Below are 23,938 nucleotides of genomic sequence, written 5' to 3'. Positions count from 1 at the left end.
GTCGGCCCGTCGCGACGGGCCGACCACGGCGTACCGCGTGGGTCCACCCTGAGGAGGAGTCAGGGTCAGCTCCGGGGCGACCCTGGGACTACCCGGAAACCCGCCTCTGGCAGGGCGGAAACGTCGGAGGTGGGGGCTAGATTCGGGGCATGACGCAGGGAGAGGACCGGTTCCACGTGCGGCTCCGGGTGGCCGACGACGTGGTCGAGGTGCGCGTGGTGGGCGAGATCGACATCGCCACCGTCGGCGAGTTCCGGGTCGCCCTCTGGGCCGCACCGGTCCGTCCGCTGCTGCGGCTCGACCTCTCCGGTGTCCGGGTGCTCTCCGCCGCCGGGGTGCGGGCGTTGGTCGCCGCGCACCTGCGGGTCCGGGCCCGGGGCGGCGAGCTGGTCGTGGTCGACCCCGATCCGGTGGTCGCCCGGGTGCTGCGCGCCACCGGCCTGCACCGGATCATCGCGGTCCGGCACGGCGACGCCCCGGTCGGGGTCACGCACCGCCCCCTGGCCGCCTGCGCCTGACCGGCCACGCGCCCGCCCGCCTGCCCGCGTCGTGTCCGGCCGGCTCGTCGAGCCGGGTGTGACGTGGACCCGGGCCGCCCGGCACCTCGACGGCCGACGCCGCCGGCCCCGGGGCGGGCAGTCCGGCACCGGACCCCCGGGCACGGCGCAGGACCCCCGGGCACGGCACAGGACCCCGGGCACGGCGCAGGATCTCGGTAGGTGTGCCGGCGGGGCCGCCGGCCGGTGCCGGCGACCCCGCCGGTGGTCAGCGGACGCCGAGCAGGTCGACGACGAAGACCAGGGTCTCGTTCGGCTTGATGACCCCGCCCGCGCCCCGGCTGCCGTAGCCCAGGTGCGGCGGGATGGTGAGCCGGCGACGACCGCCGACCTTCATGCCCACCACGCCCTGGTCCCAGCCGGCGATGACCTGGCCGCCGCCGAGCGGGAACTCGAACGCCTCACCCCGGTTCCAGGAGGCGTCGAACTCGCGCCCGGTGGAGTGGGACACCCCGACGTAGTGCACGTTGGCCAGCTGGCCCGGCTGGGCCTCGGGGCCGTCGCCGACGGTGATGTCCTCGATGACGAGGTCGGCCGGGGGTGCGCCCTCGATCGGGCCGATCTCCGGCTTACCTGCCTGGGGCGTGTTCATTGCTGATCTCCTCGTCGTCGCACGATCGTCCGGTCGGTGTCGATCCTGCCCGATCGTGACGGACCTATTCCCGTAGGGCCCGACGCCGGACCCCACGGGCGGGGGTGGACGCGCGGCAGGGGCGCCACCGTCGAGGTGGCGCCCCTGCCGGCCGGTCGGGTGCTCGCGGTCGGTTACCGGAGCCAGCCGAACCGGCGTACCAGCGGGAGGGTGGCCCAGACCCGGCCGAAGCCGAGGGTGTTCCCCGCGCCGACCAGGGCGAGACCGGCCAGCACCGCGGCGTAGATCAGGTGGTCGTCCATGAAGGGGTTGTTCTCGGGGGGCAGGACGGCGGTCCACATCAGCACCATGAGCAGGCCACCGGCGATCGCGGCGACCCGCATCCCGATGCCCAGCAGCAGGGCCACCCCGATGCCGGCCAGGCCGATCATGAACAGCCAGTCGGCCCAGGCCGCACCGGCGATGTCCTGGTAGAGCCCCTGGAACGGACCCTTCGCACCGAAGGCCAGGAAACCCTTGGTCGGGCTGCCGCCGTTGATCCAGGCGTTCTTCGTCGCGGTCTCGTGGCCGAGGCCGAACAGCTTGTCCAGGAAGGCCCAGAGGAAGATCCAGCCGAGGGCGATCCGGGTCCCGGCCCAGACGTAGCGGGCGGCGCGCTGCCGGGTGGTCTCGGTTCCGGCCACCGGTGCGGTCCCTGCGGTGGTGTTCCGCTCGATCGTCGCGGTCATGGTTCCCACGTCCCTTCTCTGCCTGGCACCGCACTTCCCGGTGGCAGTTACATTCCACGCCGTTCGCGGCCGTCCCGGCAGGGCCGACCGGTACGTGCCGGGGCGGGACCTAAGTCCCCTGCCACGGGCCTCCCGACGGGACCTTCGGCCTCCGCGGCACCGGTCCGTCCGCCTCTGCCCCGACCGGTCGGGCCGGCCCTAACGTCGGCCGGGAGAGCCCGAGGAGGTCGTGATGAGGACATGGCAGGTGGACGACGTGATGACCCGGGAGGTCGCCACGGTGGGGGAGGAGACCCCCTACCGGGCGATCGTCGACGTGCTGATCCGGCGCGGCATCAGCGCGGTGCCGGTGGTGGACGGCTTCCGGCGGGTGCTGGGGGTGGTGTCCGAGGCGGACCTGCTGCACAAGGTGGAGCACTCCGGGGTGCAGGAGGAACGGCGGGTCTTCGCCGGGCGACGTCGTCGGGTGTCCCGGGAGAAGGCCGAGGCGCTGCTGGCGAAGGAGCTGATGACCGCGCCGGCCGTCACCACCCACCCCGGGGCGTCGCTGCCGGCGGCGGCCCGGCTGATGGACCGGGAGGCGGTCAAGCGGCTACCGGTCCTCGACGACCTGGGCCGGCTGGTCGGCATCGTCACCCGCGGCGACCTGCTGCGGGTGCACCTGCGCACCGACGCCGAGATCCGCGAGGACGTGGTGCAGGAGGTGCTGCGGCGGGTGCTGGCCGTGCGGGACGGGCTGGTCACCGTGCAGGTCCGCGACGGCGCGGTGCGGTTGGACGGCCGGCTGGACCGGCGGACCGACGCCGAGCTGGCGGAGAAACTCGCCGGCCAGGTCAGCGGCGTGGTCCAGGTCACCAGCACCATCGGGTACGACGTCGACGACGCCGGCCTGGTGGAGCGGGGGATCACCCCGGTGGCCTGACCGCCACCCGAGCACCCGCCCGGGACGGATGGTCAGACCGGGGTGGCGAGTTGGGCGGTGAGCAGGGCGGGCGCCTCGGCCAGCGACGGGCCGTACCAGGTGAGGTGCCGGCCGGACACCAGCGCGCAGTCGATGCCGGGGAAGGCGTCCGGCCCGTCGTCGGCGGTGAACGCGTAGGGCTCGTCGGGCAGGACCACCAGGTCGGGCCGGCGGGCCCGCAGCGCGTCGAGGTCGGGGCGCGGATAGCGCTCGGGGTCGTCGTCGTAGAGGTTGACCACGCCGAGCCGGCGCAGTACGTCCCCGGCGAAGGTGTCCCCGCCGAGCACCACCCACGGCCGTCGCCACACCGGCACCACGGCCCGGCGTGCCCCGGCCCCGACGGCGGGTGCGGCCCAGGCCCGGCGGGCGTCGGTCAGCCAGCCCGGCTCCCCGGTCACCCCCAGCGCGGCGAGCACCCCGGCCAACTCGTCCAGGGCCTGCGGCACGGTACGCGGGTAGGTGACCAGCACCGGCACCCCGGCCGCGCTGAGCGCGTCGGCGTCGGCCCGCCGGTTCTCCTCCACGTTGAGCAGCACCAGGTCCGGCCGCAGCGCCCGGACCCGATCCAGGTCGGGGTACTTGCTGCCGCCGACCCGGGCCACGTCCAGACCCGACGGGTGCACACACCAGTCGGTCGCCCCTACCAGCAGTTCCGGCACTGTCACCGCCACCGCCTCGGTCAGCGACGGCACCAGCGAGACGACCCGCATCGTGTCCCCTACCGTGCTCAGTGGGCGGCGCTCGCGACGGTCTCCCGGGACACCGTAGCCATCGGTACGCCCTCCCGGGCCGCCCACTCGACGGCGTGCCGGACCTCGGCCACCGGCATCGGCCGCCGGTCGGTCACGGTGACCGCCGTGTGCACCGCGAAGGACACGAACGGGTACGACCGGGCCAGCCCGGCGACCGAGGTGTGCACCTGACCGGCCACCGCCAGCGCCTCCTCCCGGCTCAACGCGGGCAGGACCAGCAGGTACTCGTCGGGGGCGAGGCGGATCGCCCGGTCGAGCGGGCGCAGTGGGGCGGTCAGCGCGGCGATCACGGCCTGCGCCTCGCGGGCGGTGCTGCGGCGTCCGAAGCGTTCGGCGGCGCGGGCCGGGTCACCGATCCGGACCCCGATCAGGGCCACCGGCAGGGTGCCGGCGGCGGTCACCCCGTCCATTCCGGTCCAGCGGCGCAGGGTCGGCTCGTCCACCAGGCCCGGTGGTCCCGCGACCGGTTCGGCGGATCGTCCCGGCCCGCCACGGGGGGCCCGGTCGACGCGCTCGGCCATCAGCCGCAACGCCGCCTCCGCCCGGCTCTCACCGGGGGTCGCCGGCAGGTCCCTGACCCGGCGCAGCACCTGATCGATAGCGGTCAGCGCGGCCGGGGGGAGCCGGTCGCCGAGGTGCGCCCGCAGCCGGATCACCTCGTGCAGCGCCTCGTCCCGGCGGAACCCCCAGCGGCCGGCGAAGAGCCGGCCCTCCTCCAGCGTGTCGGCGGCCACCACCTCCCGCCGGTCCCGGGCCACCAGGCTGGCCCCGAAGCGGGGGGTCAGGGCCACCACGCTCCACTCCCGGGCCAGCTCCTCGGTCTCCTCCAGCGCCACCGGGTACGCCCCGTCGGGCAGCTCCGGCGGTGTCTGCCCGACCAGTCCGACCACGGTGACCGCCGCACCCGCGGCGATGCGTGTGTAGCGGGCCCGTTCCCGCTGGAAGTACGGCATCCGCTGGAACAGGGCGATCACCACCAGCGGGCCGTCCTCGGCGGTGGCCAGCGCCGACCGCTCGATGGCGTGGGAGACCGTGACGAGACTCCGCTTGGTCAACAGTTCCGGGGCCGGTCCGTCGTGCAGCACCCCGTGAGCGTAGAGATCCCGGTCGGGGCACACCAACCGCCTGGTGCGGGACCCGCCGCCCGCATCGACGGCCCGGATGCCGGGCTCATCGTCCGCTTCGACGGCCCAGTGCCGACCCACCGCCCGGATCGACCGCTCGGTGCCGGGTCCACCGACCGCACCGACGAGGCGGGCACGGGGGTCGACGTCCTAGACTCGGCCGGTCACCTCTCCTGCCACGGACGGACCGACCCGACGATGACGCGTACCGCCACCGACGACGGGGCCCGGCTGCGGCCGGTTCCGGCCGGGGCCGCGCCGCTGTTCGTCCGGGCCGGCCAGGCGGTGTACCCCGCCCGTCGGCTCGGCGACCTGGTGTCGCGGCGGCCGGCCGGGGTCACCGGGCACCAGTGGAGTTCGGCGTTGCGCGCGGAGTTCGACCACGTCGTCTGCGCGGCCGACACCGGCGTGCCGCTGTTCGCCCTGACCGTCGGCCCGACCGCGCCGGCCGGCTCGGCGGGGCAGCGGACCGAGCGGATGGTCTCGGCGGTCTGCGCCGCCGTGGGCCTGCCGGTGCTGCGGATCGGCTCGCCGACGCTGCGGGCCGCCGACCACGGCCGACGGATCATCACGTACGTCATCGACGCCCGCGCCTACGCTGCCGGTGCCGGTGGCGACGACCCGGACGACAACCCGGTCGGTTACCGGGACATCGTCGGCCGGTTGCCCGACGGGCGCACCGGAGCGGTGAACGACCTCGGCGCGCTGTCCCGGGCGGCGGCCGTCGAGGCGTACGTGTCGCGGCGGCTCAGTGATCCGATCGTGCGCGGGCTGCACGTGCGGTGGCGCGACGGGACGGCCGAGGGGTGGAGCTGGGTCGAGGTGCGGACCGGCCGCTGCCTGGTGGAGCGGGTCACCGTGTCCGAGGCGCGGTGGCACTGCGGGGTGGACCCCGCCCGACTGGCCGAGGACCTCGCGGCGGTGGCGGTGGGCGACCGGTTGCCGGTGGGTGACCGGCCGGCGGTGGCTGTGACCGACGAATCGGCCCTGCTCGACCGGGACGAGCTGCGCCGGCAGATCTGCGTGCTGCGGGACCGGCGCGACGAGTTGGCCACGCCGTTCGCCTTCGATCACCTCTGCGGGGACTGACCCCTCCGGGAACGACCCGCCGTCATTTTCCGGCGACGTGTGGTGACAATCCGGCCCGGCCGAAAAATGGTCCCGGATTCCTCGATCCGCTTTGAACCTTCGTCCGGGCCGGCCCGTACCTAAGCGGGAATGGACAGGATCTTCCCAGCCGCGCCACCCGACGCGGCGGACGGTGCGGAAAGGCATCGTCGGCCATCGACGTGCGACCGGAACGTCGCAGTGACCCCGGTGGGGGAGACCGACCCGAAGGTCGTCTCCTCGTCGGGGACACGAGTCAGGTACCGGATCGAGAAGGAGAGCAATTCGATGCGCAGGTCCACAGGGGCACGCCGGTCGTCCGGTAACGCGCGGAGCAAGCGGCTGCTGGCGGCGGTCGGTGCGCTCGTCGTCTTCGGCGGCATCGCCGCCGTCACCCAGATCTCATCGGCCGGGGACAAGCCGAGGCAGCAGGCCCGCAACGTCTCGTCGGCCTGTGTCGCACCGAGCCCCGGCGCCACCTCGCCGAGCGGGCGGGGCAGCACCACCCAGACCTGGCAGAACGGCCGGTGGGTCCGCAACCACTGGGGTGACGGCCAGATGTCCGTCGCCGAGTGCCAGGCCGTCAAGGCCGGCAACGCGCCGGTGACCACGCTGGCCTCGACGGTGGCCTGCCCGGAGGTCACCCCCCGGTTGCCGCAGATCCCGGCCCAGGCCAAGGCCGAGGTGGACAAGGAACTCGCCCTGCTGAAGACCCAGATCGACGACGCCAACAAGCGGCTGGCGGCCGAGGGGCGCAACGGCAAGGCGTTCATCGACAACGCGATCCTCGGCCCGCTGGCCGACAAGCGGCGGTCCGCCCTCAACCGGATCGCCACCGCGATCGGCCGGTTCGCCCAGCGCCCGCAGGGCCTGGAGCAGCTCGCCGGCTGCCAGGTCGCCGCCGCCGCCAACAACGGCGGCCAGAACGGTGGCAACAACAACGGCGGCCAGAACGGCAACAACGGCGGCCAGAACAACAACGGCGGCAACAACGGCAACAACGGCGGCCAGAACGGCGGCAACAACAACGGCAACGCCCTGGGCGTGCTCGCCAAGGACTGCGCCAACAGCCGGTTGCAGCCGCACGACGGCTTCCAGAACGGCAACCGCTGCGTCAGCACCGCGTTCGGCGAGGTCGGCGCGGCGGCCAACAACCCGTCGCTGCTGATCACGCAGTTCCCCAACCAGGTGCAGCGCAACCAGGCCTTCAGCCTGAAGGTCTCCACCCGCAACCTGGTCCGTGACCGGTTCCTGGCGGCCGGGCAGGGTGGCTACTACCTGGAGAGCTCGGTGCTCAACGGTCAGGGCCTCACCCGTGGTCACTTCCACACCGCCTGCCGGATGCTGCAGAACACCAACCAGGCCCCGTCGAACCCGCAGGACGTCCCGGCGTTCTTCGTGGCCACCGAGGACGGCAAGGGCGGCAACCAGTCCGACGACGTGACCATCCAGATCCCGGGCCTGCCGCAGTCGGGTACGGCGCAGTGCGCGGTCTGGGCCGGTGACGGTTCGCACCGGGTTCCGATGATGGAGCGGGCCAACCAGACCCCCGCCTTCGACGTGGTGCGCATCCGGGTCAACTGACCGGACAGACGACAAAGGCCACGGGCCGCCCCGGGGAACTCCCCGGGGCGGCCCGTGGCCTTTCGGGTGGGTCCACTTCTCCGGAGGCCGACGCTGAGGCCCGGTGCGGCCGGCGGGTGGCGATCCTGTTCCGGAGGCCCCGCGTTCCGGGCGGCCAGCGAAGCGACGCATTCCACGGCCCGCGGTGCGGTGTGTTCCGGGCGGCCCGCGGTGCGGGGCGTTCCGGGCGGCCAGGGCCGGGCGGGCCGGCAAGGGTTTTCGGTGACGGCGCAGCGGGTGGAAATTGTGGACACGGCGAAAAGCGCCGGGGTCGCCGCTGTTATCTCAGCGTGACCCCGGCGCGTCCGTTCGTGACCTGACCGCCCTCAGCGGCTCTTCCACGCCTCCACGACCGAGACCGGGATGCGGCCACGCTCGGAAATCTCGTGGCCGTTCTTGGTCGCCCATTCCCGGATGGCGCGGTTCTGCTCGCGGTCCATTCCCGAGACTCCGGCGCGAGCGGGGCGGCGAGCCGGCCGACCGGTCTCGACCGCGCCCCGCCCCATTCGGCGGCCAGCGGTGATGTACGCGTCGAGCGTCTTGCGCAGCACCCCCGCGTTCTCGTCGGAGAGATCGATGGTGTACGCCGCCCCGTCCAGGCTGAACTCGACGGTCCGATCGGCCTTTCCGCCGTCGAGGTCGTCGGTCAGAACGGTGATTACTTTCCTTGCCATCGCCATTACTCCCTGTGTTGAGCGGGGTGTGCTAAGAGTTTGACGTATCTGACGGCAAATCCGCAACAATACGCCTCTCTTTCATTTGACGGGTCGGGTCAATCCTGGGAAATCCGGGTCTGGCCAATGCTGGCCGAGGGTGGAGGTGCGGGCGGGATGTGTCCTGGGTCACATCCCGGAACACGGGGCACGGTTTGTGACTTGAGTGAGACACGCTCAACCTCAAGTGATGGCAGGTGTCCGATGGCAACCCTCGCGGTACTTCCCCTGACCGACGTCGTCCTGCTCCCCGGCATGGTCATCCCGGTGACCCTCGACCCGACCACCCAGGCCGCCGTCGACGCCGCCCGGGCCGGGGGCGACAACACCCTGCTCGCCGTACCCCGTATCGACGGCGAGTACGGCCCCGTCGGCACGATCGCCACCATCGAGAAGGTGGGCCGCCTCCCCGACGGCGAACCCGCCGCCGTGGTGCGTGGCCTGGCCCGTGCCCGGATCGGCTCCGGCGTCCCCGGACCCGGCGCCGCCCTCTGGGTGGAGGCCACCCGACTCGACGAACCCGCCCCCGCCGGCCGCGCCCGCGACCTGGCCCGCGAGTACCGCGCCCTGATGACCTCGGTCCTCCAGCAGCGGGGCGCCTGGCAGGTCATCGACGCGATGGAAAGGATGACCGACCTGTCCGAGCTGGCCGACGCGGCCGGCTACGCGCCGTGGCTCAGCCTGGCGCAGAAGACCGAACTGCTCGCCGCTCAGGACGTCACCGCCCGGCTGGAGCTGCTCGTCGGCTGGGTGAAGGACCACCTGGCCGAACAGGAGGTCACCGAACAGATCACCAGTGACGTCCGGGAGGGGCTGGAGAAGTCCCAGCGGGAGTTCCTGCTCCGCCAGCAGCTCGCCGCGATCCGCAAGGAACTGGGCGAGGACGAGCCGGACGGCTCCGCCGACTACCGCTCCCGGGTGGAGACCGCCGACCTGCCGGACAAGGTCCGCGAGGCGGCGCTGCGTGAGGTCGGCAAGTTGGAACGGGCCAGCGACGCCTCACCCGAGGCGGGGTGGATCCGCACCTGGCTGGACACGGTGCTGGAGATGCCGTGGAGCACCCGTACCGAGGACAACACCGACCTGGCGACGGCGCGGGCGGTGCTCGACGCCGACCACGCCGGCCTGGCCGACGTCAAGGACCGCATCCTGGAATACCTGGCGGTGCGCAACCGCCGTGCCGAGCGCAACCTCGGCGTGGTAGGCGGGCGCGGCTCCGGCGCGGTGCTCGCCCTCGCCGGCCCGCCCGGAGTCGGCAAGACCAGCCTCGGCGAGTCGGTGGCCCGCGCGCTGGGCCGCAACTTCGTCCGGGTCTCCCTCGGCGGCGTCCGCGACGAGGCCGAGATCCGTGGGCACCGGCGCACCTACGTCGGCGCGCTGCCCGGCCGGATCGTCCGCGCGCTGCGCGAGGCCGGCTCGATGAACCCGGTGGTGCTCCTCGACGAGGTCGACAAGCTCGCCGCCGGGTACGCCGGTGACCCGGCCGCCGCCCTGCTGGAGGTGCTCGACCCGGCCCAGAACCACACCTTCCGCGACCACTACCTCGAAGTCGACCTCGACCTGTCCGACGTGCTCTTCCTGGCCACCGCCAACGTGGTGGAGGCCATCCCCGGCCCGCTGCTGGACCGGATGGAACTGGTCACCCTGGACGGCTACACCGAGGACGAGAAGGTCGCCATCGCCCGCGACCACCTGCTGCCCCGGCAGCTCCAGCGGGCCGGCCTGACCGCCGACGAGGTGACCGTCACCGACGAGGTGCTGGCGCTGATCGCCGGCGAGTACACCCGGGAGGCCGGCGTCCGGCAGCTCGAACGGGCCCTGGCGAAGATCCTGCGCAAGGTCGCCGTGACCCTGACGACCGACCCGACCCCGGTCCGGGTGGACACCGACACCCTGGCCAGCTACCTGGGCCGGCCGAAGTTCACCCCGGAGTCGGCGGAGCGCACGGCGGTACCCGGCGTGGCCACCGGCCTGGCCGTCACCGGCGCCGGCGGTGACGTGCTCTTCATCGAGGCCACCAGCATGGACGGTGAGCCCGGGTTGACCCTCACCGGGCAACTCGGCGACGTGATGAAGGAGTCCGCCCACATCGCGCTGTCCTACCTGCGCGCCAACGGGCGGCGCTACGGCCTCGACCCGAACGTCCTGGCCGGACGCCGGATCCACCTGCACGTGCCGGCGGGCGCGGTGCCCAAGGACGGCCCGAGCGCCGGCATCACCATGGTCACCGCGCTGGCGTCCCTGGTGACCGGCCGGCCGGTACGGCCCGAGTTCGGGATGACCGGCGAGGTGACGCTGTCCGGGCGGGTGCTGCCCATCGGCGGGGTGAAGCAGAAGCTGCTCGCCGCGCACCGGGCCGGCCTGACCGAGGTGATCATCCCGGCCCGCAACGAGCCGGACCTCGACGACCTGCCCACCGAGGTACGCGAGGCGTTGACCGTGCACACCCTGGCCGACGTGGCCGACGTGCTCGCCCTGGCGTTGCGCCCGGCCGAGATCGACGCGGAGACGCTCGGCGGCCGGCCGGTCGGGGCCGCCTGACCGGCCTCGCCCGACCGCTTCCACGGCCCTCGGCGTCCCACCGGGCGTCGGGGGCCGTCAGGGCCGTAGCCTGACCATCCCCGTTACCGCATCCGCCACCACGGTGGCACCCCCCGGAGGCGACCGCCGATGAACCTGTTCCTGTGGATCCTGCAGATCCTGCTCGCCGCGCTCTTCGCCGGCGCGGGGCTGACCAAGCTGACCCAGCCCAAGGAGAAGTTGCGCGACCGGATGGGCTGGGTGGAGAACGTCCCGCCCACCCAGGTCAAGGCGCTCGGCGCGGTCGAGGTGCTGGCCGCGCTGGGACTGGTCCTGCCCGGCCTCACCGGCATCGCCACCGTGCTCACCCCGCTGGCCGCCGTCGGGCTGGTGATCGTGATGATCGGCGCGATCGTGGTGCACGCCCGCGCCAAGGAGCACCCCGGCACCGCGATGACCGTGGTGCTGCTGATCCTGGCGGCGATCGTCGCCTGGGGCCGCTTCGGGCCGTACCCGCTCTGACGAACGCGACCGGCCCGCGCCCCCGTCCTGGGGTGCGGGCCGGTGTCGCGTGTCGGGTCAGTGCCCCTCGCCGCCACGGTCGCGCCGTACGGTCGCCTTACGGCCCTTGATGGTGCTGTTGCGCAGCCCCGCGATCACCTCGTCGGCGACGCCCTGCGGCACCTCCACCAGGGAGAACCGGTCGGCGATCTCGATCGAGCCGATGTCGCGGCCACTCACCCGAGTCTCGCCGGTGATCGCACCGACCAGGTCCTGCGGGCGGACCCCGGCGCGGCGGCCCAGGCCGATGAAGACCTGCGCGGTGCCGCCCGTGCGGGGCCGGCCGCCACCGCGCCGGTCCCCGCCCCGGCTGTCGAACCCGGGCCGGGACTCCCGGGGCGGACGGACCGCCACCTGCGGGATCTCCTCGTCGTCGTCGGAGCCGGGCAGGGCCGCCTCGTGGGCCAGCTTGACGGCTGCCAGCGCCACCTCCATCAGGTCGAACTCGTCGGACAGTGACTCGACGATCACCCGGAACGGGTCCAGGTCGTCCTCCAGCAGGCTCTCCCGCAGCGCCGCCTGGGTCAACGCCAGCCGGCGGGTCCGCAGGTCGGCCACCGTCGGGATCTTGTCGATGGTGATCCGCTGGCCGGTGACCCGCTCGATGGTCTTGAGCATCCGGTGTTCCCGGGGCTCGGCGAGGGTGATCGCCACCCCCTCCCGACCGGCCCGGCCCACCCGGCCGATCCGGTGCACGTACGACTCCGGGGCCGACGGCACGTCGTAGTTGACCACGTGGGTGAGCTGCTCGACGTCCAGCCCACGGGCCGCCACGTCGGTGGCCACCAGCAGGTCGGCGGTGCCGGCGCGCAGCCGCCCCATCACCCGGTCCCGCTGCTCCTGGCTCATCCCGCCGTGCAGCGCCTCGGCCCGGTAGCCGCGCCCGTTCATCGTCTCGGTGAGCCGGTCCACCTCCTCCCGGCTGCGGCAGAACACGATCGCCGCCGTCGGCGACTCCACGTCCAGCACCCGGCCCAGCACCGCGGGCTTGTGAGCCCGGGTGACGATGTACGCGCTCTGCCGGACCCGGGGCGCCTCCCCGGCGACCGGCTGCTCCCGCCCGATCTGGATCCGCTCCGGGTCGGTCAGGTGCTTGCGGGCCAGGCCGTCGATCCGGGCCGGCATGGTGGCCGAGAAGAGCACCGTCTGGCGCTGCGCGGGCGCGTGCTCCAGGATCGCCTCGATGTCCTCGGCGAAGCCCATGTCGAGCATCTCGTCGGCCTCGTCCAGCACCACCGTGGCCAGCGCGCCCAACCGCAGGGTGCCCCGGGCGATGTGGTCCAGCGCCCGGCCGGGGGTCGCCACCACCACGTCCACGCCCAGGTCCAGGGCGCGCAGTTGACGGCCGATCGGCTGGCCGCCGTAGATCGGCAGCACCCGGGCCCCGAGGTCCTTGCCGTACCGGTGGAACGCCTCGGAGACCTGCACGGCCAGTTCCCGGGTGGGCACCAGCACCAGCGACACCGGGTCCCCGCCGGAGCGGTCGTCCGGCATCCGCTGCAACAGGGGCAGGGCGAACGCGGCGGTCTTGCCCGTACCGGTCGCCGCCTGCCCGAGCAGGTCCCGTCCCGCCAGCAGCAGCGGGATCGCCTCGCGCTGGATGGGGGTGGGCTCCTCGTAGCCGAGCGCGGCGAGCGCGCCCAACAGCTCGGCGCGCAGCCCGAGATCGACGAAGGCGGGTACGCCGTCGGAGTCGTCGGGCGCGGAGAGGTCGGTCGGTGTAGGTGCGGAACTCATGGGCAAAGTTTTCCATCATCCCCGTCGGGCCGTCGCGCCGACCGGCCCCACCGTGCCGACCGGCACAGCCGCGCCCGCCCGCCGGCTAGCCTGACGGGCGTGCGTACGGTGGAACTGCTCTGCTGCCCAGTGCTGGAGGAGACGGTCCGCACCGCGTGGGACAGGCTGGCCGGGGCGGGGCTGCCCAGCCTGGCCCGGCACGGCCACCCGACGAACCGGCCGCACCTGACGCTGGCCGCCGTCGAGGCGTTCCCGCCCGGCGCGGTCGACCGGCTCGCCGGTCTCTTCGATGCCGCGCTGCCCCTGCCGGTCCGGCTGGAACGGGTGGCGGTGCTCGACGGCAGCGCGCCGCTGGTCTGGTTGGTCCGGCCCACGGCGGAGCTGACCGCCCTGCACGGGGCCGTCTGGGCGGCACTGGACGGCGCGGACGGGCAGCGGCCCTGGCACGCCCCGGGGAACTGGGTGCCGCACCTGAGCCTCGCGCTGCGCTTCCGCGACCACGACCGGCGGCGGGCCCGCGCGGTGGTCGGCGGTGACCGGCCGGAGGGCCGGTTCGTGGCGGCACGCAGCTACGACGGCGACACCCGGACCGTCCGGCCGGTGGGCGGTGACTTCCCGGCGGACTGACGGTGGTCTATGGTGGGCGGAGCGCTCCCGTCGACGGTCCATCCGACCGCCCGGCGGGTCACTGCTGCGCCGGTCCGGCCGGGTGGTCACTGCCATCCCCACCGGAAGAGGCCCCATGCCCCACCATGTCCGACGGCGTCCGGTCGCGCTCGCGGCTGCCGCCCTGCTCGCCCTCGGCGGGCTCGCGGCCGTGCCGCAGCTCGCCTCCGCCGCCCCCGACCCCGGCTCACCGGTCAAGGTCAACCAGGTCGCCTACGTGCCGGGGCTGCCCAAGCAGGCCACCGTCGTGAACTCCGCGAACTCCCCGCTCGGCTGGACGCTGCGCAACGCCGGCGGCGCCACGGTCGCCTCCGGGCAGACCACGGTACGGGGCACCGACGCGCTCTCCGGCGACCCGGTGCACATCGCGGACTTCTCGGCCTACGACACCCCGGGCACCGGCTACGTGCTGTCGGTGGGCGGGAGCAACAGCTACCCCTTCGACATCTCGGCCGACCCGGTGCGCCGGCTGCGCGGTGACTCGCTGGCGTTCTTCTACCACCAGCGCAGCGGCACCCCGATCGACGCCCAGTACGTCGGTTCCCGCTACGCCCGCCCGGCCGGGCACGTCAACGTCGCCCCCAACCGGGGGGACAACAACGTGCCGTGCCGCACCTCCTGCGGTTACACCCTGGACGTGCGCGGTGGCTGGTACGACGCCGGTGACCAGGGCAAGTACGTGGTCAACGGCGGCCTGTCCACCTGGCAGCTGCAGAACATCTACGAGCGCACGCTGTACGTGAACGGGGCCGACAAGTCCGCCGTCGCCGACGGCACGCTGGCCATCCCCGAGCGGTCCAACGGGGTGCCGGACGTGCTCGACGAGTCCCGCTGGGAGTTGGAGTTCCTGCTCAAGATGCAGGTGCCGGACGGCCGGACCAACGCCGGCATGGTGCACCACAAGATCCACGACCAGAACTGGACCGCGCTGCCCACCCGTCCGGAGCTGGACAGCGAGCCCCGGCTGCTCTCCCCGGTGAGCACCGCCGCCACCCTCAACATGGCGGCGGTGGCGGCCCAGGCGTCCCGGCTGTGGAAGCCGTTCGACGCCTCCTTCGCCTCCCGGGCCCTGGCCGCCGCCGAGAAGGCGTACGCCGCGGCGAAGGCCAACCCGAACCGGCTCGCCCCCGCCACCGACAACACCGGCGGCGGCGCGTACGAGGACAACACCGTCACCGACGAGTTCTACTGGGCGGCTGCCGAGCTGTACGCCACCACCGGCTCGACGGGCTACCGCAACGACCTGAGCAGCTCCCCACACGCCCGGGGAGCGGGCTTCACCCGGGGCGCGTACGACTGGAGCTGGACGGCCGGGCTGGGTGACACCACCCTCGTGCTGGTGCCGACCGGCCTGGCCAGCGGCGACGTGAGCGCGATCCGGTCGGCGATCGTCGGTTTCGCCGACCGGATGCTCGCCCAGATCGCCAACCAGGGCTACCCGGCCCCGGGCAGCGGCAACGGCACGTACTACTGGGGTTCCAACGGCGCGGTCGCCAACAACGCCAATGTGCTCGCCCTGGCCTACGACCTGACCCGCACGACGCGGTACCGCAACGGCGCCTTCGCCGCCTACGACTACCTGCTCGGCCGCAACCCGCTCAACCAGTCCTACGTGGCCGGGTACGGGGACAAGCCGGTGCGCAACCTGCACCACCGGTTCTGGGCCAACCAGAACGACGGCTCGCTGCCCACCGCGCCGCCCGGCTCGCTCTCCGGCGGCCCGAACAGCGAGTTGCAGGACCCGGTCGTGCAGGCCCAGCTCGGTGGCTGCAAGCCGCAGAAGTGCTTCATCGACGACATCGGCGCGTACTCGGTCAACGAGGTGGCGATCAACTGGAACGCGGCGCTGGCCTGGCTGGTGCACTGGGCGGCCGAGCAGGCCGGCAGCGGCACCGGCCCGGACCCGACGCCGACCCCCACGGTGACGCCGCCGCCGACCACCACGCCGCCCCCGCCGACCACCACGCCGCCGCCGGCCGGCGGGTGCGCGGTGACCTACTCGGCGAACAGCTGGAGCACCGGCTTCACCGGCAGCGTCACGTTGGCCAACACCAGCGCGGCGGCCTGGTCGTCGTGGCGGTTGACGTTCCGGTTCACCGGTAACCAGCAGATCAGCCAGGGCTGGTCGGGCCGGTTCAGCCAGAGCGGCAGCGAGGTCACGGTGACCAACGAGAGCTACAACGGCGCGGTCGCGCCGAACGGCTCGGTCAACCTCGGCTTCAACGCCACCTACAGCGGCACCAACGCGACCCCGACCGGGTTCGCGGTGAACGGGACGGCCTGCACCCTGCGCTGACCCGCGCCCGCACCGGGCCGCCCGTCGCACGTCGACGGGCGGTCCGGTCACGGTCCCGTACGGGCCCCGGCCGGTGCGGGACCGGGCGACGCCGCCGGCCGTGTGTCGCCCTTCGGGGGCTGTGGGAGGAATGCTCGGTCTCCACCGGTTCACCACGGTTACGGTGCCCTCAGGTTCATCCGCACCGTGTCGCACCGGGAGAGGACCGACCATGCGCGTGCCCAGCCGAAGCCCCGGCCCCCAACCCGGCGTCACCCCGTCCGCCCCGGCCCGGCGGACGCCCGCCCCGACCCGTCCCGTGCGGCCGGCCGCCCCCGACCTCGACGCCTACCGGCAGGCGGTCGCCGAGCTGCTGGTCGAGGTCGGCGCGCTCGCGGGGACCGCCGGCACCGCCGCCCGTCAGGTGCTGCTCGACCAGCGGCTGCGCGAGCCGGCGATCGCCGACGTGCTCGACGCCACCGGGCAGGGGGTGCTGGGCGCCCGGGAGACCCTGCTGCTGGAGTTGGCCCGCCACCAGCCCGACCGGCCCGCCCCGGGCCCCGACCTGACCGCCCTGGTCCGGATCTACCTGCTGTCCCGCATCGACCTGATGTGGTGGCGGGACACGACGGCCCTGGCGACCGACGAGCAGGTCGACACGCACCCCGACCTGATCGACCTGGAATGGCTGCGCCGTCGTGGTCTGCTCGGCTTCCGCTACCGGGAACAACCGGGAAGCGTCCTGGGCCGGGGGGTGCGCGCCGTCCGGGGCCGGCTGCTGCCGGATACCGCCCCGCCCACCGCCGGTGTGCCGTTGCGCCGGACCCGCCGCGAGGTCGTCGCGCTCCTCAACGACCTGGCCCGGGAGTTCGCCCGGTCCGCCCCGCCCGGCACCCCGCCGCTGTGGGTGACCAACCTGGCCCACAGCGCCGAACACCGGTACCGGCTGCGCCGGCTCGGCCAGCCGGCCATGCTGCCCAGCGGCCACTGCCTCGGCTGGGCGGTGGACCTGGAACTGGCCTGGTACGCCCGGTTCGGCGCGCGGGACGTGCTGGCCGAGATCCTGCTGGCCCGGCAGGCCGCCGGTGAGCTGAACGTCATCGACGAGGGTCCCGCCTGGCACGTCTGCCTGGCCCCCGCCGCCCGCGCCCGGCTGCGCTCGGCGTACGAGGCCGAGATGGGGATCTGAACGCCGACCGTGCCCACGCGGGCGGGACACCGCCGCCGGGTCAGCCGACGACCAGCAGGGCGAGCACCGCGGCGACGGTGCCGAGCACCGCGACCACCGCGCTGGTCGCCACGAACCGGCCCAGCGGCACGGTCACCCCGGCGGCGCGGCAACGCTCGAACCACAGCAGGGTCGCCAGCGACGCCCACGGCACCGCCAGCGGGCCGACGTTGGTGCCGATCAACAGCGCCAGCAGCCGGGTCCCGTCTCCGGGTGGGAGCACCGCCTCACCGGCCAGGTAGGCGGGCAGGTTGTTGACCAGGTTGGCCAGTAACGCCCCGGTGCCCCCGGCGCGCAGCGCCCCCACCGTGCCCCCGGCGTCCCCGAGCAGCACGGAGACCAGGTCGTCCAGCCCGTGCCGGCCGAGGGTCTGCACCACCAGGAACAGGCCGGTCACGAAGACCAGCAGCCGCCAGGGCAGCAGCGCCGGGCGCAGGGTCCGCCGGGACCGGACCGCGAAGCCGACCACCACCAGCCCGGCGGCGACGGCGGCGGCCACCCCGATCTCCACCCCGGCCAGGATGCCGGCGACGAGCAGCAGACAGCCGGCGACCGCCGTGCCGAACAGCAGCCGGTCCGCCGGCCGGTGCGGTGGGGGAGGGGTGAACCGGTCGGCGTCGCGCCGCCCCCGCCGCCAGTACCACAGCCACAACCCCGCCATGGTCACCCCGATCGCCGCGACCTGCGGCAACGCCATCCGGGCCGCGTACGCCGCCGGGGTCAGCGCGATCCGGTCGGCGGCGAGCAGGTTGGTCAGGTTCGACACCGGCAACAGCAGGCTGGCGGTGTTGGCCAACCAGACCGTGGTCATCGCCAGCGGCCCCGGGGCGGTGCCCAGCCGGCGGGCCAGCGCGATCATCACGGGGGTGAGCAGGACCGCGGTGGTGTCCAGGTTGAGGGCGATGGTGGTGAGCGAGGCGAACCCGACGCAGAGCAGGAACAGGCCGGCGAAGCTGCCCCGCGCGGCGATCGCCAGCCGGGTGGCCAGCACGTCGAACACCCCGGCGACGGCGGTCAGCTCGGCGAGCACCACCACCGCGCCGAGGAAGAGCAGCAGTGGCAGGATGCGGTGCAGGGTCGCCGCGGCGTCGGCCCGGGGCAGCAGCCCGGTGGCCACCGCGCCGAGGCCCAGCAGGGCCAGCCCGATCGCCACCCGGTCCAGCGGGTGCAGCCTCGGACGGTGGTGCCGTCGGGTCGGTACGGGCGGTGTCCCGCCGGCAGGTGTCACGGCGCACGATCCTCGCACAGCCGGCCCTGCTCCGACGCCGGTTGGCCGCAACTGCCCGCCCGACGACCCCGTACCGGCGGGCCCGACATCGACGTGCGCGGTTCCCGCCACGGTGGACATCCCGGCACGGCTGCCCTAGCGTTCAGGAGATATGCGCAGGATGCTGCTGGGGGCCGGACTGGCCCTGTCGCTCGTCGCCACCGGCTGTGCCCAGGCCACCCCGACGGATCGGGCCACTCCGACCGAATCGGACCGGACCGCCTCGGCATCGGCGTCCGCGAGCCCGCCGGTCGCCTCCCGGCAGGACCCGGAGCAGGCCCGGCGTACGCTGGACAGCCTGCGCAAGGTCGACGACCTGCCGCTCTACGAGATGACCTACGTCGGCGGCTACGACCCGACGGTGGGCACCGACGCCCGGCCGGACACCGGCCCGTTCGGCTGCTCGTTGTTCGCCGCCTCCGGTGACCCGGCCCGGCCGTTGTTCGCCCGCAACTTCGACTGGGACGCCAACCCGGCGATGGTGCTGCGCACCGACCCACCCGAGGGCTACGCCTCGGTCTCCCTGGTCGACCTGTCCTACCTGGGGGTGGGCCCGGACCCGACCGGGGACCGCCGGCTGCTCGACGCGCCGTTGCTGCCCTTCGACGGGATGAACGAGCGGGGGCTGGCCGTCGGGCTGGCCGCCGACGACAACGCCACCGCGAAGCCTGTGCCGGGCCGGCCCACCGTCGGGTCGGTGCGCATCCTGCGGTTGGTGCTGGACCGGGCGGCCACGGTGGACGAGGCGGTGGCGCTGTTCGGCCGGCACAACCTCGACTTCGACGGCGGGCCCCCACTGCACTACCTGCTCGCCGACGCGGGCGGCCGGTCGGCGGTGGTCGAGTTCGTCGACGGGACGATGCGGGTGCAGCGGGGGCAGGGGCGGTGGCAGGCGCTGACCAACGTGCCGGTGGTCGACGTACCCGAGCAGCAGCGTCGCCGCGACCGCCGCTACGGCGTCCTCGCGGCGGCGCTGGACGCGGCCGACGGCCGGGTCGACCCGACGGCGGCGCTGCGCCTGCTGGACCAGGTCCGGCAGGGGCACACCCGCTGGTCGGTGACGTACGGGCTGCGTGACGGTGAGGTCCGGCTGGTCACCGTGGCCGGCGGTGGCACGGAACGCCGTTACCAGTTGCCGATCCGCTGACCCCGCCACCCGCGCGTCCCTGCACGCACGGCGTCCCTGCACCACGAACGGCCCGGCCCCAGCGGGCCGGGCCGTTCGTCGTCGGTTGGTCGGGCTACCAGCTCAGGTAGCCGGCCTGGGTCTGCACGTTCAGCTCGGGCATCCGGACCAGGTCGGCCGTCCAGGTGCGCCAGTCGTTGAGCTTGAGCACGTCCAGCCCTTTCTGGATGTCGCTGGAGTAGATGTGCCCGTTGTAGTAGTAGGTCGACCAGGCGCCGCCGGTGGTGAGCTGGGTGTCCGACAGCGGCCCGCGCTCCCAGAAGCCGATCTCCTTCGGCCGGGTCGAGTCGGTGAAGTCCCAGACCGAGACCCCGCCCTGGTACCACGCCTGCACCATGATGTCCTTGCCGAGTACGGGGATCAGCGAGCCGTTGTGGGCCACGCAGTTCTCGGTGTCGGCGTTGGTGCGGGGGATCTTGTAGTAGCTGCGGAAGACCATCGTGCGGGCGTCGCCCCGACCGGTGATGTCGTAGACGGCGTCCGCGCCCCGGTTCGGGCCGACGATCTCGTTGCAGGTGGCCGCGCCGCCGCCGCCGAGTTCGTCGGTGAACACCACCTTGGTCCCGGCGTTGTTGAACGTCGCCGAGTGCCAGAACGCGAAGTTCGCCGTGTCCCGCACCCGGTTGATCACCCGGGGTGCCTCCCGGTCGCGGATGTCGAGCAGGACGCCGTCGCCCATGCACGCCCCGGCGGCCAGGTCCTTGGCCGGGTAGGCGGTGATGTCGTGGCAGCCGGTGGTGGCCGAGGTCTGCCCGGGGATGCCCTCGTAGCCGCCGTCGGGGAAGAGGTTCGGGGTGGCCACCACCGACGCCTCGGTGGGCTTGTGCACCGGGACCTTCACGATGGAGATCGAATCGTGCGGCGGCTGGCAGTCGGGGAAGTCGGCCCGGGGGCTGTACGACGACACGTACAGGTAGACGGCCCTGCGGTCCTTGCCGGGGACGAGGGTGTGGGTGTGTGAGCCGCAGGCGGTCTCCACCGACTTGACGTAGCGCGGGTTGGCCTTGTCGCTGATGTCGAAGACCTTGATGCCCTCCCAGGACTCCTTCACCGTCGCCGGTTGGCTCGCGCTGGCGCACGAGTCGTCGGTGCGGGACGAATCGGTGGAGAGGAAGAGCAGGTCGCCGTAGACCGAGATGTCGTTCTGCGAGCCGGGGCAGAGCACCTGCGACACGATCTTCGGCGCGCTGGGGCGGCCGATGTCGTAGACGACGAAGCCGTTGTAGTTGCCGACGAAGGCGTACCGGCCCTGGAAGGCCATGTCGGTGCCGAGCGCGCTGGTGGTGTCGAACGGCGCCTGCTTGGGCAGGTTGGCGACCTGGCGCAGGTTGGGGCTGCTGGAGATCTCGTCGACGTCGAGGCCGGGGGCCGCCGGCGTCCCGCTCTCCGTCGCGGTGGCCGGTGCGGCGTTGCCTGCCGGGCTGGTGGCGACGCTCGCCACCAGCAGGCCGGCGGCGACCACGCTGACGATCTTCAACTGCCGTGGTCGGGGCAGGGGGAACCTGATCATCGGCGGAACCCTTCGAAAGGGGACGATGCGCGCCTGACACCTTACCGGCCAGTGATGACAGTTGATGTGATTCGCGCCACATCAATCCGCGGTGATGAATGGATACGATCGCGTCGACCTCGACCGGAGGGGGAGTCGCATGACCGGCCCACGTGGACGCGTCCTGCTCGCCGTCACAGTCGCCGCCGCCGTCCTGGTGTCGGTCGGGGTGGCCCTGCGCCCCGACGACCGGCCGTCCCCGGCGGCCCAGGGCCGCACGGCCACCCCGACGCCGACCCTCCCGACGGACGCTCCGGCGGTGATCGTGCCCGGCCGGCCGGGCGAGCCCGCCGTGACCCGGCCCGCACAGGAGGTCCGCGAGCCCGGCACGCCCCGGTACAACACCCTCGACGTCTGGTTCGTGCGGATGATGATCCCGCACCACCAGCAGGCCCTCCAGTTGGCCGCGCTGGCCCCCGACCGGGCCGCCAGCGCCCAGGTCAAGGCGATCGCCGCGCGGATCCGTGGTGCCCAGGCACCCGAGGTCGGGCTGCTGCGCGGCTGGCTCGACGCCCGTGGCCTGGCCGCCGAGGCACCCGGCCACGAGCACGGCCGGATGCCGGGCATGCAGAGCCCCGAGGCGATCCGGCAGCTCACCGACGCCCGGGGCGTCGCCTTCGACCGGCTCTTCGTGCGCCTGATGACCGCCCACCACGAGGGCGCGGTGACGATGGCCACCCAGTTGCTCTCCGCCGGCGCCGACCAGCAACTCAACGAGTTCGCCACCGCGGTGGCGACCGAGCAGACCGTGGAGATGACCCGGCTACGCGAGCTGCTCTGAGCCCCGGCCGGGCCAGGGCCCGCATCGACCCCGAACGGGGCACTACGCTCGGTCACCGTGAGCCGTACCCTCTTCGGTCGCCCGCTGCGCGGCGTCGCCTTCGACGTCTGCGTCAGCGCGCTGGTGGTGCTCTTCACCCTGGTCACGGCGGCAGCCCAACCCGGCCTGTCGGCCCAGCCCGGTGGCTGGCCGTCCGCGCTGGTCGGCCTGGCCATGGCGGTGGCCCTGCTGTTCCGGCGCGGCCACCCGTCGCTGGTCGCGGTGCTCGTCGCCGGGCTGGCGTTGACCCAGGTGGTCGCCGGCTGGGGTCCGCTGGCCTACGACGTCGCCGTGCTGATCGCCCTCTACAGCGTGGTCAAGTACGCCGACCGGCTGCGCGACGGCATGCTGGCCGGTGCCGTCGCCGCCGTCGGGGTGCTGCTGGCCGCCTCGCAGGCCCAGACCAACGTCGCCTGGTGGGCCCCCGCGATCTACTTCGGGCTGATCACCGGCGGGGTGTGGCTGGCCGCGTTGAACGTCCGCACCCGCCGCCTCTACGTGCTCAGCCTGGAGGAACGGGCCGCCACGCTGGAACGCGAGCGGGAGGCCGAGGCCCGCGCGGCGGTGGTCGGCGAACGGGCCCGGATCGCCCGCGAGCTGCACGACGTGGTGGCCCACAGCATGGCGGTGATGATCGTGCAGGCCGACGGGGCCCGCCTGCTGTTCGACCGGGAGCCGGAGACCGCCCGGCAGGCGGTGAAGGTGGTCGCCGACACCGGCCGGCAGGCACTGGAGGAGATGCGGCGGCTGGTCGACGTGCTGCGCGAGCCCAGCCCACCGGAGCCGACCACCGGCCCGGGCGCGGTCACCCCGAGCACCGAACCGGAACGCCGCCGCGCCACCGTCGCCGAGCTGCCCGCACTGGTGGGCCGGTTCCGCGACGCCGGTCTGCGGGTCGAGTACCTTGCCAGGGAGGTGCCGGCCACCCTGCCACCCGGGCTCGACCTCACCGTCTACCGGGTGGTGCAGGAGGCCCTCACCAACGCCCTCAAGCACGCCGGGGTCGGCGCGCACGCCACGGTCGCGCTGGGCGTCGACGACGGGCTGGTGGTCCGGGTGAGCGACGACGGGCGCGGACGCCCGCCGACCCGGCCGGCGCCCTCCGGCGGCCACGGCCTGGTCGGGATGCGCGAGCGGGTCGGCGTGTACGACGGCCAACTCACCGCCGGACCCCGTACCGGTGGCGGGTGGCAGGTCGAGGTACGGCTGCCGCTACCGTCGACCCCGGACCCGGAGGTGATCGCGGCATGACGGTACGAGTGGTGATCGTGGACGACCAGGCGCTGGTGCGGGCCGGCTTCCGGATGGTGCTGGACTCCCAGCCTGACCTGACGGTCGTCGGCGAGGCGATCGACGGGGCGGACGCGTTGCGGGTGCTGGCCGGGGTCCAGGCCGACGTGGTGGTGATGGACCTGCGGATGCCGACCATGGACGGGGTGGAGGCGACCCGCCGCATCTGTGCCGCCTCCGCCGACGGCCGGCCCCGGGTGCTGGTGCTGACCACCTTCGACACCGAAGCGGACGCGTTCGCCGCGCTGCGCGCCGGGGCCAGCGGGTTCCTGCTCAAGAACGTGCCACCGGAGGAGTTGCTGGCGGCCATCCGGGTGGTCGCCGAGGGCGACTCGGTGGTCGCCCCGTCGATCACCCGCCGGCTGCTCGACCGGTTCGCCGACCGGCTCGGCCCCGCCCCCACCGAGGACCCGCGCCTGGCCCAGCTCACCGACCGGGAGCGGGAGATCCTGCTGCTGGTCGCGCAGGGCCTGGCCAACGCCGAGATCGCCGCCCGGGTGCACGTCGCCGAGGCGACGGTGAAGACCCACGTCGGCCGGATCCTGGCCAAGCTCCAGCTCCGCGACCGGGTCCAGGTGGTGGTCCTGGCCTACGAGAGCGGCCTGGTCACCCCGGGCGGCTGAGCCCGGGTACGACCTGGGGCGTACGGGTGTCCCGGTTCGGGGCGACCTGTGGCGGAGTC

The 23,938-nt window shown here is 73.7% G+C and carries 21 protein-coding genes; 13 read left to right on the top strand and 8 right to left on the bottom strand.

Annotated features, from left to right (window positions below; translation table 11 throughout):
• The first annotated feature begins 149 nt into the window (after positions 1–149).
• Complete coding sequence (locus AB0K25_RS30240) at positions 150–518, top strand: STAS domain-containing protein (protein WP_208570693.1); 369 nt, start codon at positions 150–152, stop codon at positions 516–518.
• Between the two features lie 247 nt (positions 519–765).
• Here AB0K25_RS30240 and AB0K25_RS30235 read toward each other — a convergent pair whose 3' ends face one another.
• Both AB0K25_RS30235 and AB0K25_RS30230 read right to left on the bottom strand, forming a co-directional pair.
• Positions 766–1,149 (bottom strand): FKBP-type peptidyl-prolyl cis-trans isomerase, encoded by a 384-nt coding sequence (locus AB0K25_RS30235; protein WP_208570694.1) that lies wholly within the window; start codon positions 1,147–1,149, stop codon positions 766–768.
• A gap of 173 nt (positions 1,150–1,322) precedes the next feature.
• A complete protein-coding gene (locus AB0K25_RS30230) occupies positions 1,323–1,886 on the bottom strand; it encodes a DoxX family membrane protein (protein WP_219462385.1) in 564 nt (187 codons plus the stop codon).
• A 223-nt stretch (positions 1,887–2,109) separates the two neighbouring features.
• Between AB0K25_RS30230 and AB0K25_RS30225 the strand changes: the two genes are divergently transcribed.
• Complete coding sequence (locus tag AB0K25_RS30225) at positions 2,110–2,799, top strand: CBS domain-containing protein (protein ID WP_219462383.1); 690 nt, start codon at positions 2,110–2,112, stop codon at positions 2,797–2,799.
• A 32-nt stretch (positions 2,800–2,831) separates the two neighbouring features.
• On the opposite strand, the gene AB0K25_RS30220 is transcribed toward AB0K25_RS30225, so the two are convergent.
• Both AB0K25_RS30220 and AB0K25_RS30215 read right to left on the bottom strand, forming a co-directional pair.
• Positions 2,832–3,548: a helical backbone metal receptor gene (locus AB0K25_RS30220; RefSeq protein ID WP_219462379.1), complete on the bottom strand. Its 717-nt coding sequence runs from the start codon at positions 3,546–3,548 to the stop codon at positions 2,832–2,834.
• A gap of 17 nt (positions 3,549–3,565) precedes the next feature.
• Positions 3,566–4,675 carry a DICT sensory domain-containing protein gene (locus AB0K25_RS30215; protein WP_357536723.1) on the bottom strand — a complete coding sequence of 370 codons (1,110 nt, stop codon included), beginning with the start codon at positions 4,673–4,675 and terminating at the stop codon, positions 3,566–3,568.
• Between the two features lie 3 nt (positions 4,676–4,678).
• On the opposite strand from AB0K25_RS30215, the gene AB0K25_RS30210 reads away from it, so the two are divergent.
• Together AB0K25_RS30210 and AB0K25_RS30205 are read left to right on the top strand one after the other, a co-directional pair.
• Positions 4,679–5,803, top strand: coding sequence for a hypothetical protein (locus tag AB0K25_RS30210; RefSeq protein ID WP_363823855.1), 1,125 nt, complete (start codon positions 4,679–4,681; stop codon positions 5,801–5,803).
• Positions 5,804–6,109: 306 nt separating this feature from the next.
• On the top strand, positions 6,110–7,405 hold the full coding sequence (locus AB0K25_RS30205) for a hypothetical protein (protein WP_363823853.1): 1,296 nt from the start codon (positions 6,110–6,112) through the stop codon (positions 7,403–7,405).
• Between the two features lie 365 nt (positions 7,406–7,770).
• Here the strand turns inward: AB0K25_RS30205 and AB0K25_RS30200 are convergent, their stop codons facing one another.
• On the bottom strand, positions 7,771–8,118 hold the full coding sequence (locus tag AB0K25_RS30200; protein ID WP_208570699.1) for an Lsr2 family protein: 348 nt from the start codon (positions 8,116–8,118) through the stop codon (positions 7,771–7,773).
• Between the two features lie 243 nt (positions 8,119–8,361).
• On the opposite strand from AB0K25_RS30200, the gene lon reads away from it, so the two are divergent.
• A complete protein-coding gene (gene lon / locus AB0K25_RS30195) occupies positions 8,362–10,698 on the top strand; it encodes an endopeptidase La (protein ID WP_363823851.1) in 2,337 nt (778 codons plus the stop codon).
• Between the two features lie 129 nt (positions 10,699–10,827).
• Positions 10,828–11,199: a DoxX family protein gene (locus AB0K25_RS30190; RefSeq protein WP_208570701.1), complete on the top strand. Its 372-nt coding sequence runs from the start codon at positions 10,828–10,830 to the stop codon at positions 11,197–11,199.
• Between the two features lie 57 nt (positions 11,200–11,256).
• Here AB0K25_RS30190 and AB0K25_RS30185 read toward each other — a convergent pair whose 3' ends face one another.
• Positions 11,257–12,975 carry a DEAD/DEAH box helicase gene (locus AB0K25_RS30185; RefSeq protein ID WP_219462374.1) on the bottom strand — a complete coding sequence of 573 codons (1,719 nt, stop codon included), beginning with the start codon at positions 12,973–12,975 and terminating at the stop codon, positions 11,257–11,259.
• 99 nt (positions 12,976–13,074) lie between these two features.
• Between AB0K25_RS30185 and AB0K25_RS30180 the strand changes: the two genes are divergently transcribed.
• From AB0K25_RS30180 to AB0K25_RS30170, 3 genes are all read left to right on the top strand, one after another.
• A complete protein-coding gene (locus AB0K25_RS30180) occupies positions 13,075–13,602 on the top strand; it encodes a 2'-5' RNA ligase family protein (protein WP_357536717.1) in 528 nt (175 codons plus the stop codon).
• 115 nt (positions 13,603–13,717) lie between these two features.
• The gene (locus AB0K25_RS30175; protein ID WP_363823849.1) at positions 13,718–15,937 is read left to right on the top strand and encodes a glycoside hydrolase family 9 protein; all 2,220 of its coding nucleotides are present in this window, start codon (positions 13,718–13,720) and stop codon (positions 15,935–15,937) included.
• A gap of 211 nt (positions 15,938–16,148) precedes the next feature.
• Complete coding sequence (locus tag AB0K25_RS30170) at positions 16,149–17,105, top strand: hypothetical protein (protein ID WP_363823848.1); 957 nt, start codon at positions 16,149–16,151, stop codon at positions 17,103–17,105.
• A 40-nt stretch (positions 17,106–17,145) separates the two neighbouring features.
• On the opposite strand, the gene AB0K25_RS30165 is transcribed toward AB0K25_RS30170, so the two are convergent.
• A complete protein-coding gene (locus AB0K25_RS30165) occupies positions 17,146–18,372 on the bottom strand; it encodes an SLC13 family permease (RefSeq protein WP_363823846.1) in 1,227 nt (408 codons plus the stop codon).
• A 151-nt stretch (positions 18,373–18,523) separates the two neighbouring features.
• Between AB0K25_RS30165 and AB0K25_RS30160 the strand changes: the two genes are divergently transcribed.
• The gene (locus AB0K25_RS30160; protein WP_357536710.1) at positions 18,524–19,558 is read left to right on the top strand and encodes a linear amide C-N hydrolase; all 1,035 of its coding nucleotides are present in this window, start codon (positions 18,524–18,526) and stop codon (positions 19,556–19,558) included.
• Positions 19,559–19,652: 94 nt separating this feature from the next.
• Here AB0K25_RS30160 and AB0K25_RS30155 read toward each other — a convergent pair whose 3' ends face one another.
• Complete coding sequence (locus AB0K25_RS30155) at positions 19,653–21,107, bottom strand: hypothetical protein (protein ID WP_219462364.1); 1,455 nt, start codon at positions 21,105–21,107, stop codon at positions 19,653–19,655.
• A gap of 139 nt (positions 21,108–21,246) precedes the next feature.
• On the opposite strand from AB0K25_RS30155, the gene AB0K25_RS30150 reads away from it, so the two are divergent.
• Genes AB0K25_RS30150 through AB0K25_RS30140 form a run of 3 tightly spaced genes read left to right on the top strand, consistent with a single transcriptional unit; the run spans position 21,247 to position 23,879 of the window.
• Positions 21,247–21,927, top strand: coding sequence for a DUF305 domain-containing protein (locus AB0K25_RS30150; protein WP_363823844.1), 681 nt, complete (start codon positions 21,247–21,249; stop codon positions 21,925–21,927).
• 57 nt (positions 21,928–21,984) lie between these two features.
• Positions 21,985–23,217 carry a sensor histidine kinase gene (locus AB0K25_RS30145; protein WP_363823842.1) on the top strand — a complete coding sequence of 411 codons (1,233 nt, stop codon included), beginning with the start codon at positions 21,985–21,987 and terminating at the stop codon, positions 23,215–23,217.
• On the top strand, positions 23,214–23,879 hold the full coding sequence (locus AB0K25_RS30140; protein WP_219462358.1) for a response regulator transcription factor: 666 nt from the start codon (positions 23,214–23,216) through the stop codon (positions 23,877–23,879). The genes AB0K25_RS30145 and AB0K25_RS30140 overlap by 4 nt, the downstream gene beginning before the upstream one ends.
• The last annotated feature ends 59 nt before the right edge of the window (positions 23,880–23,938 follow it).

The sequence above is a fragment of the Micromonospora sp. NPDC049257 genome (assembly GCF_040678915.1).
In the GTDB taxonomy this organism is placed as follows: domain Bacteria; phylum Actinomycetota; class Actinomycetes; order Mycobacteriales; family Micromonosporaceae; genus Micromonospora; species Micromonospora antibiotica.
Note: the sequence above shows the minus strand (reverse complement) of the source record. Positions and strands in the feature narration are given on the sequence as shown.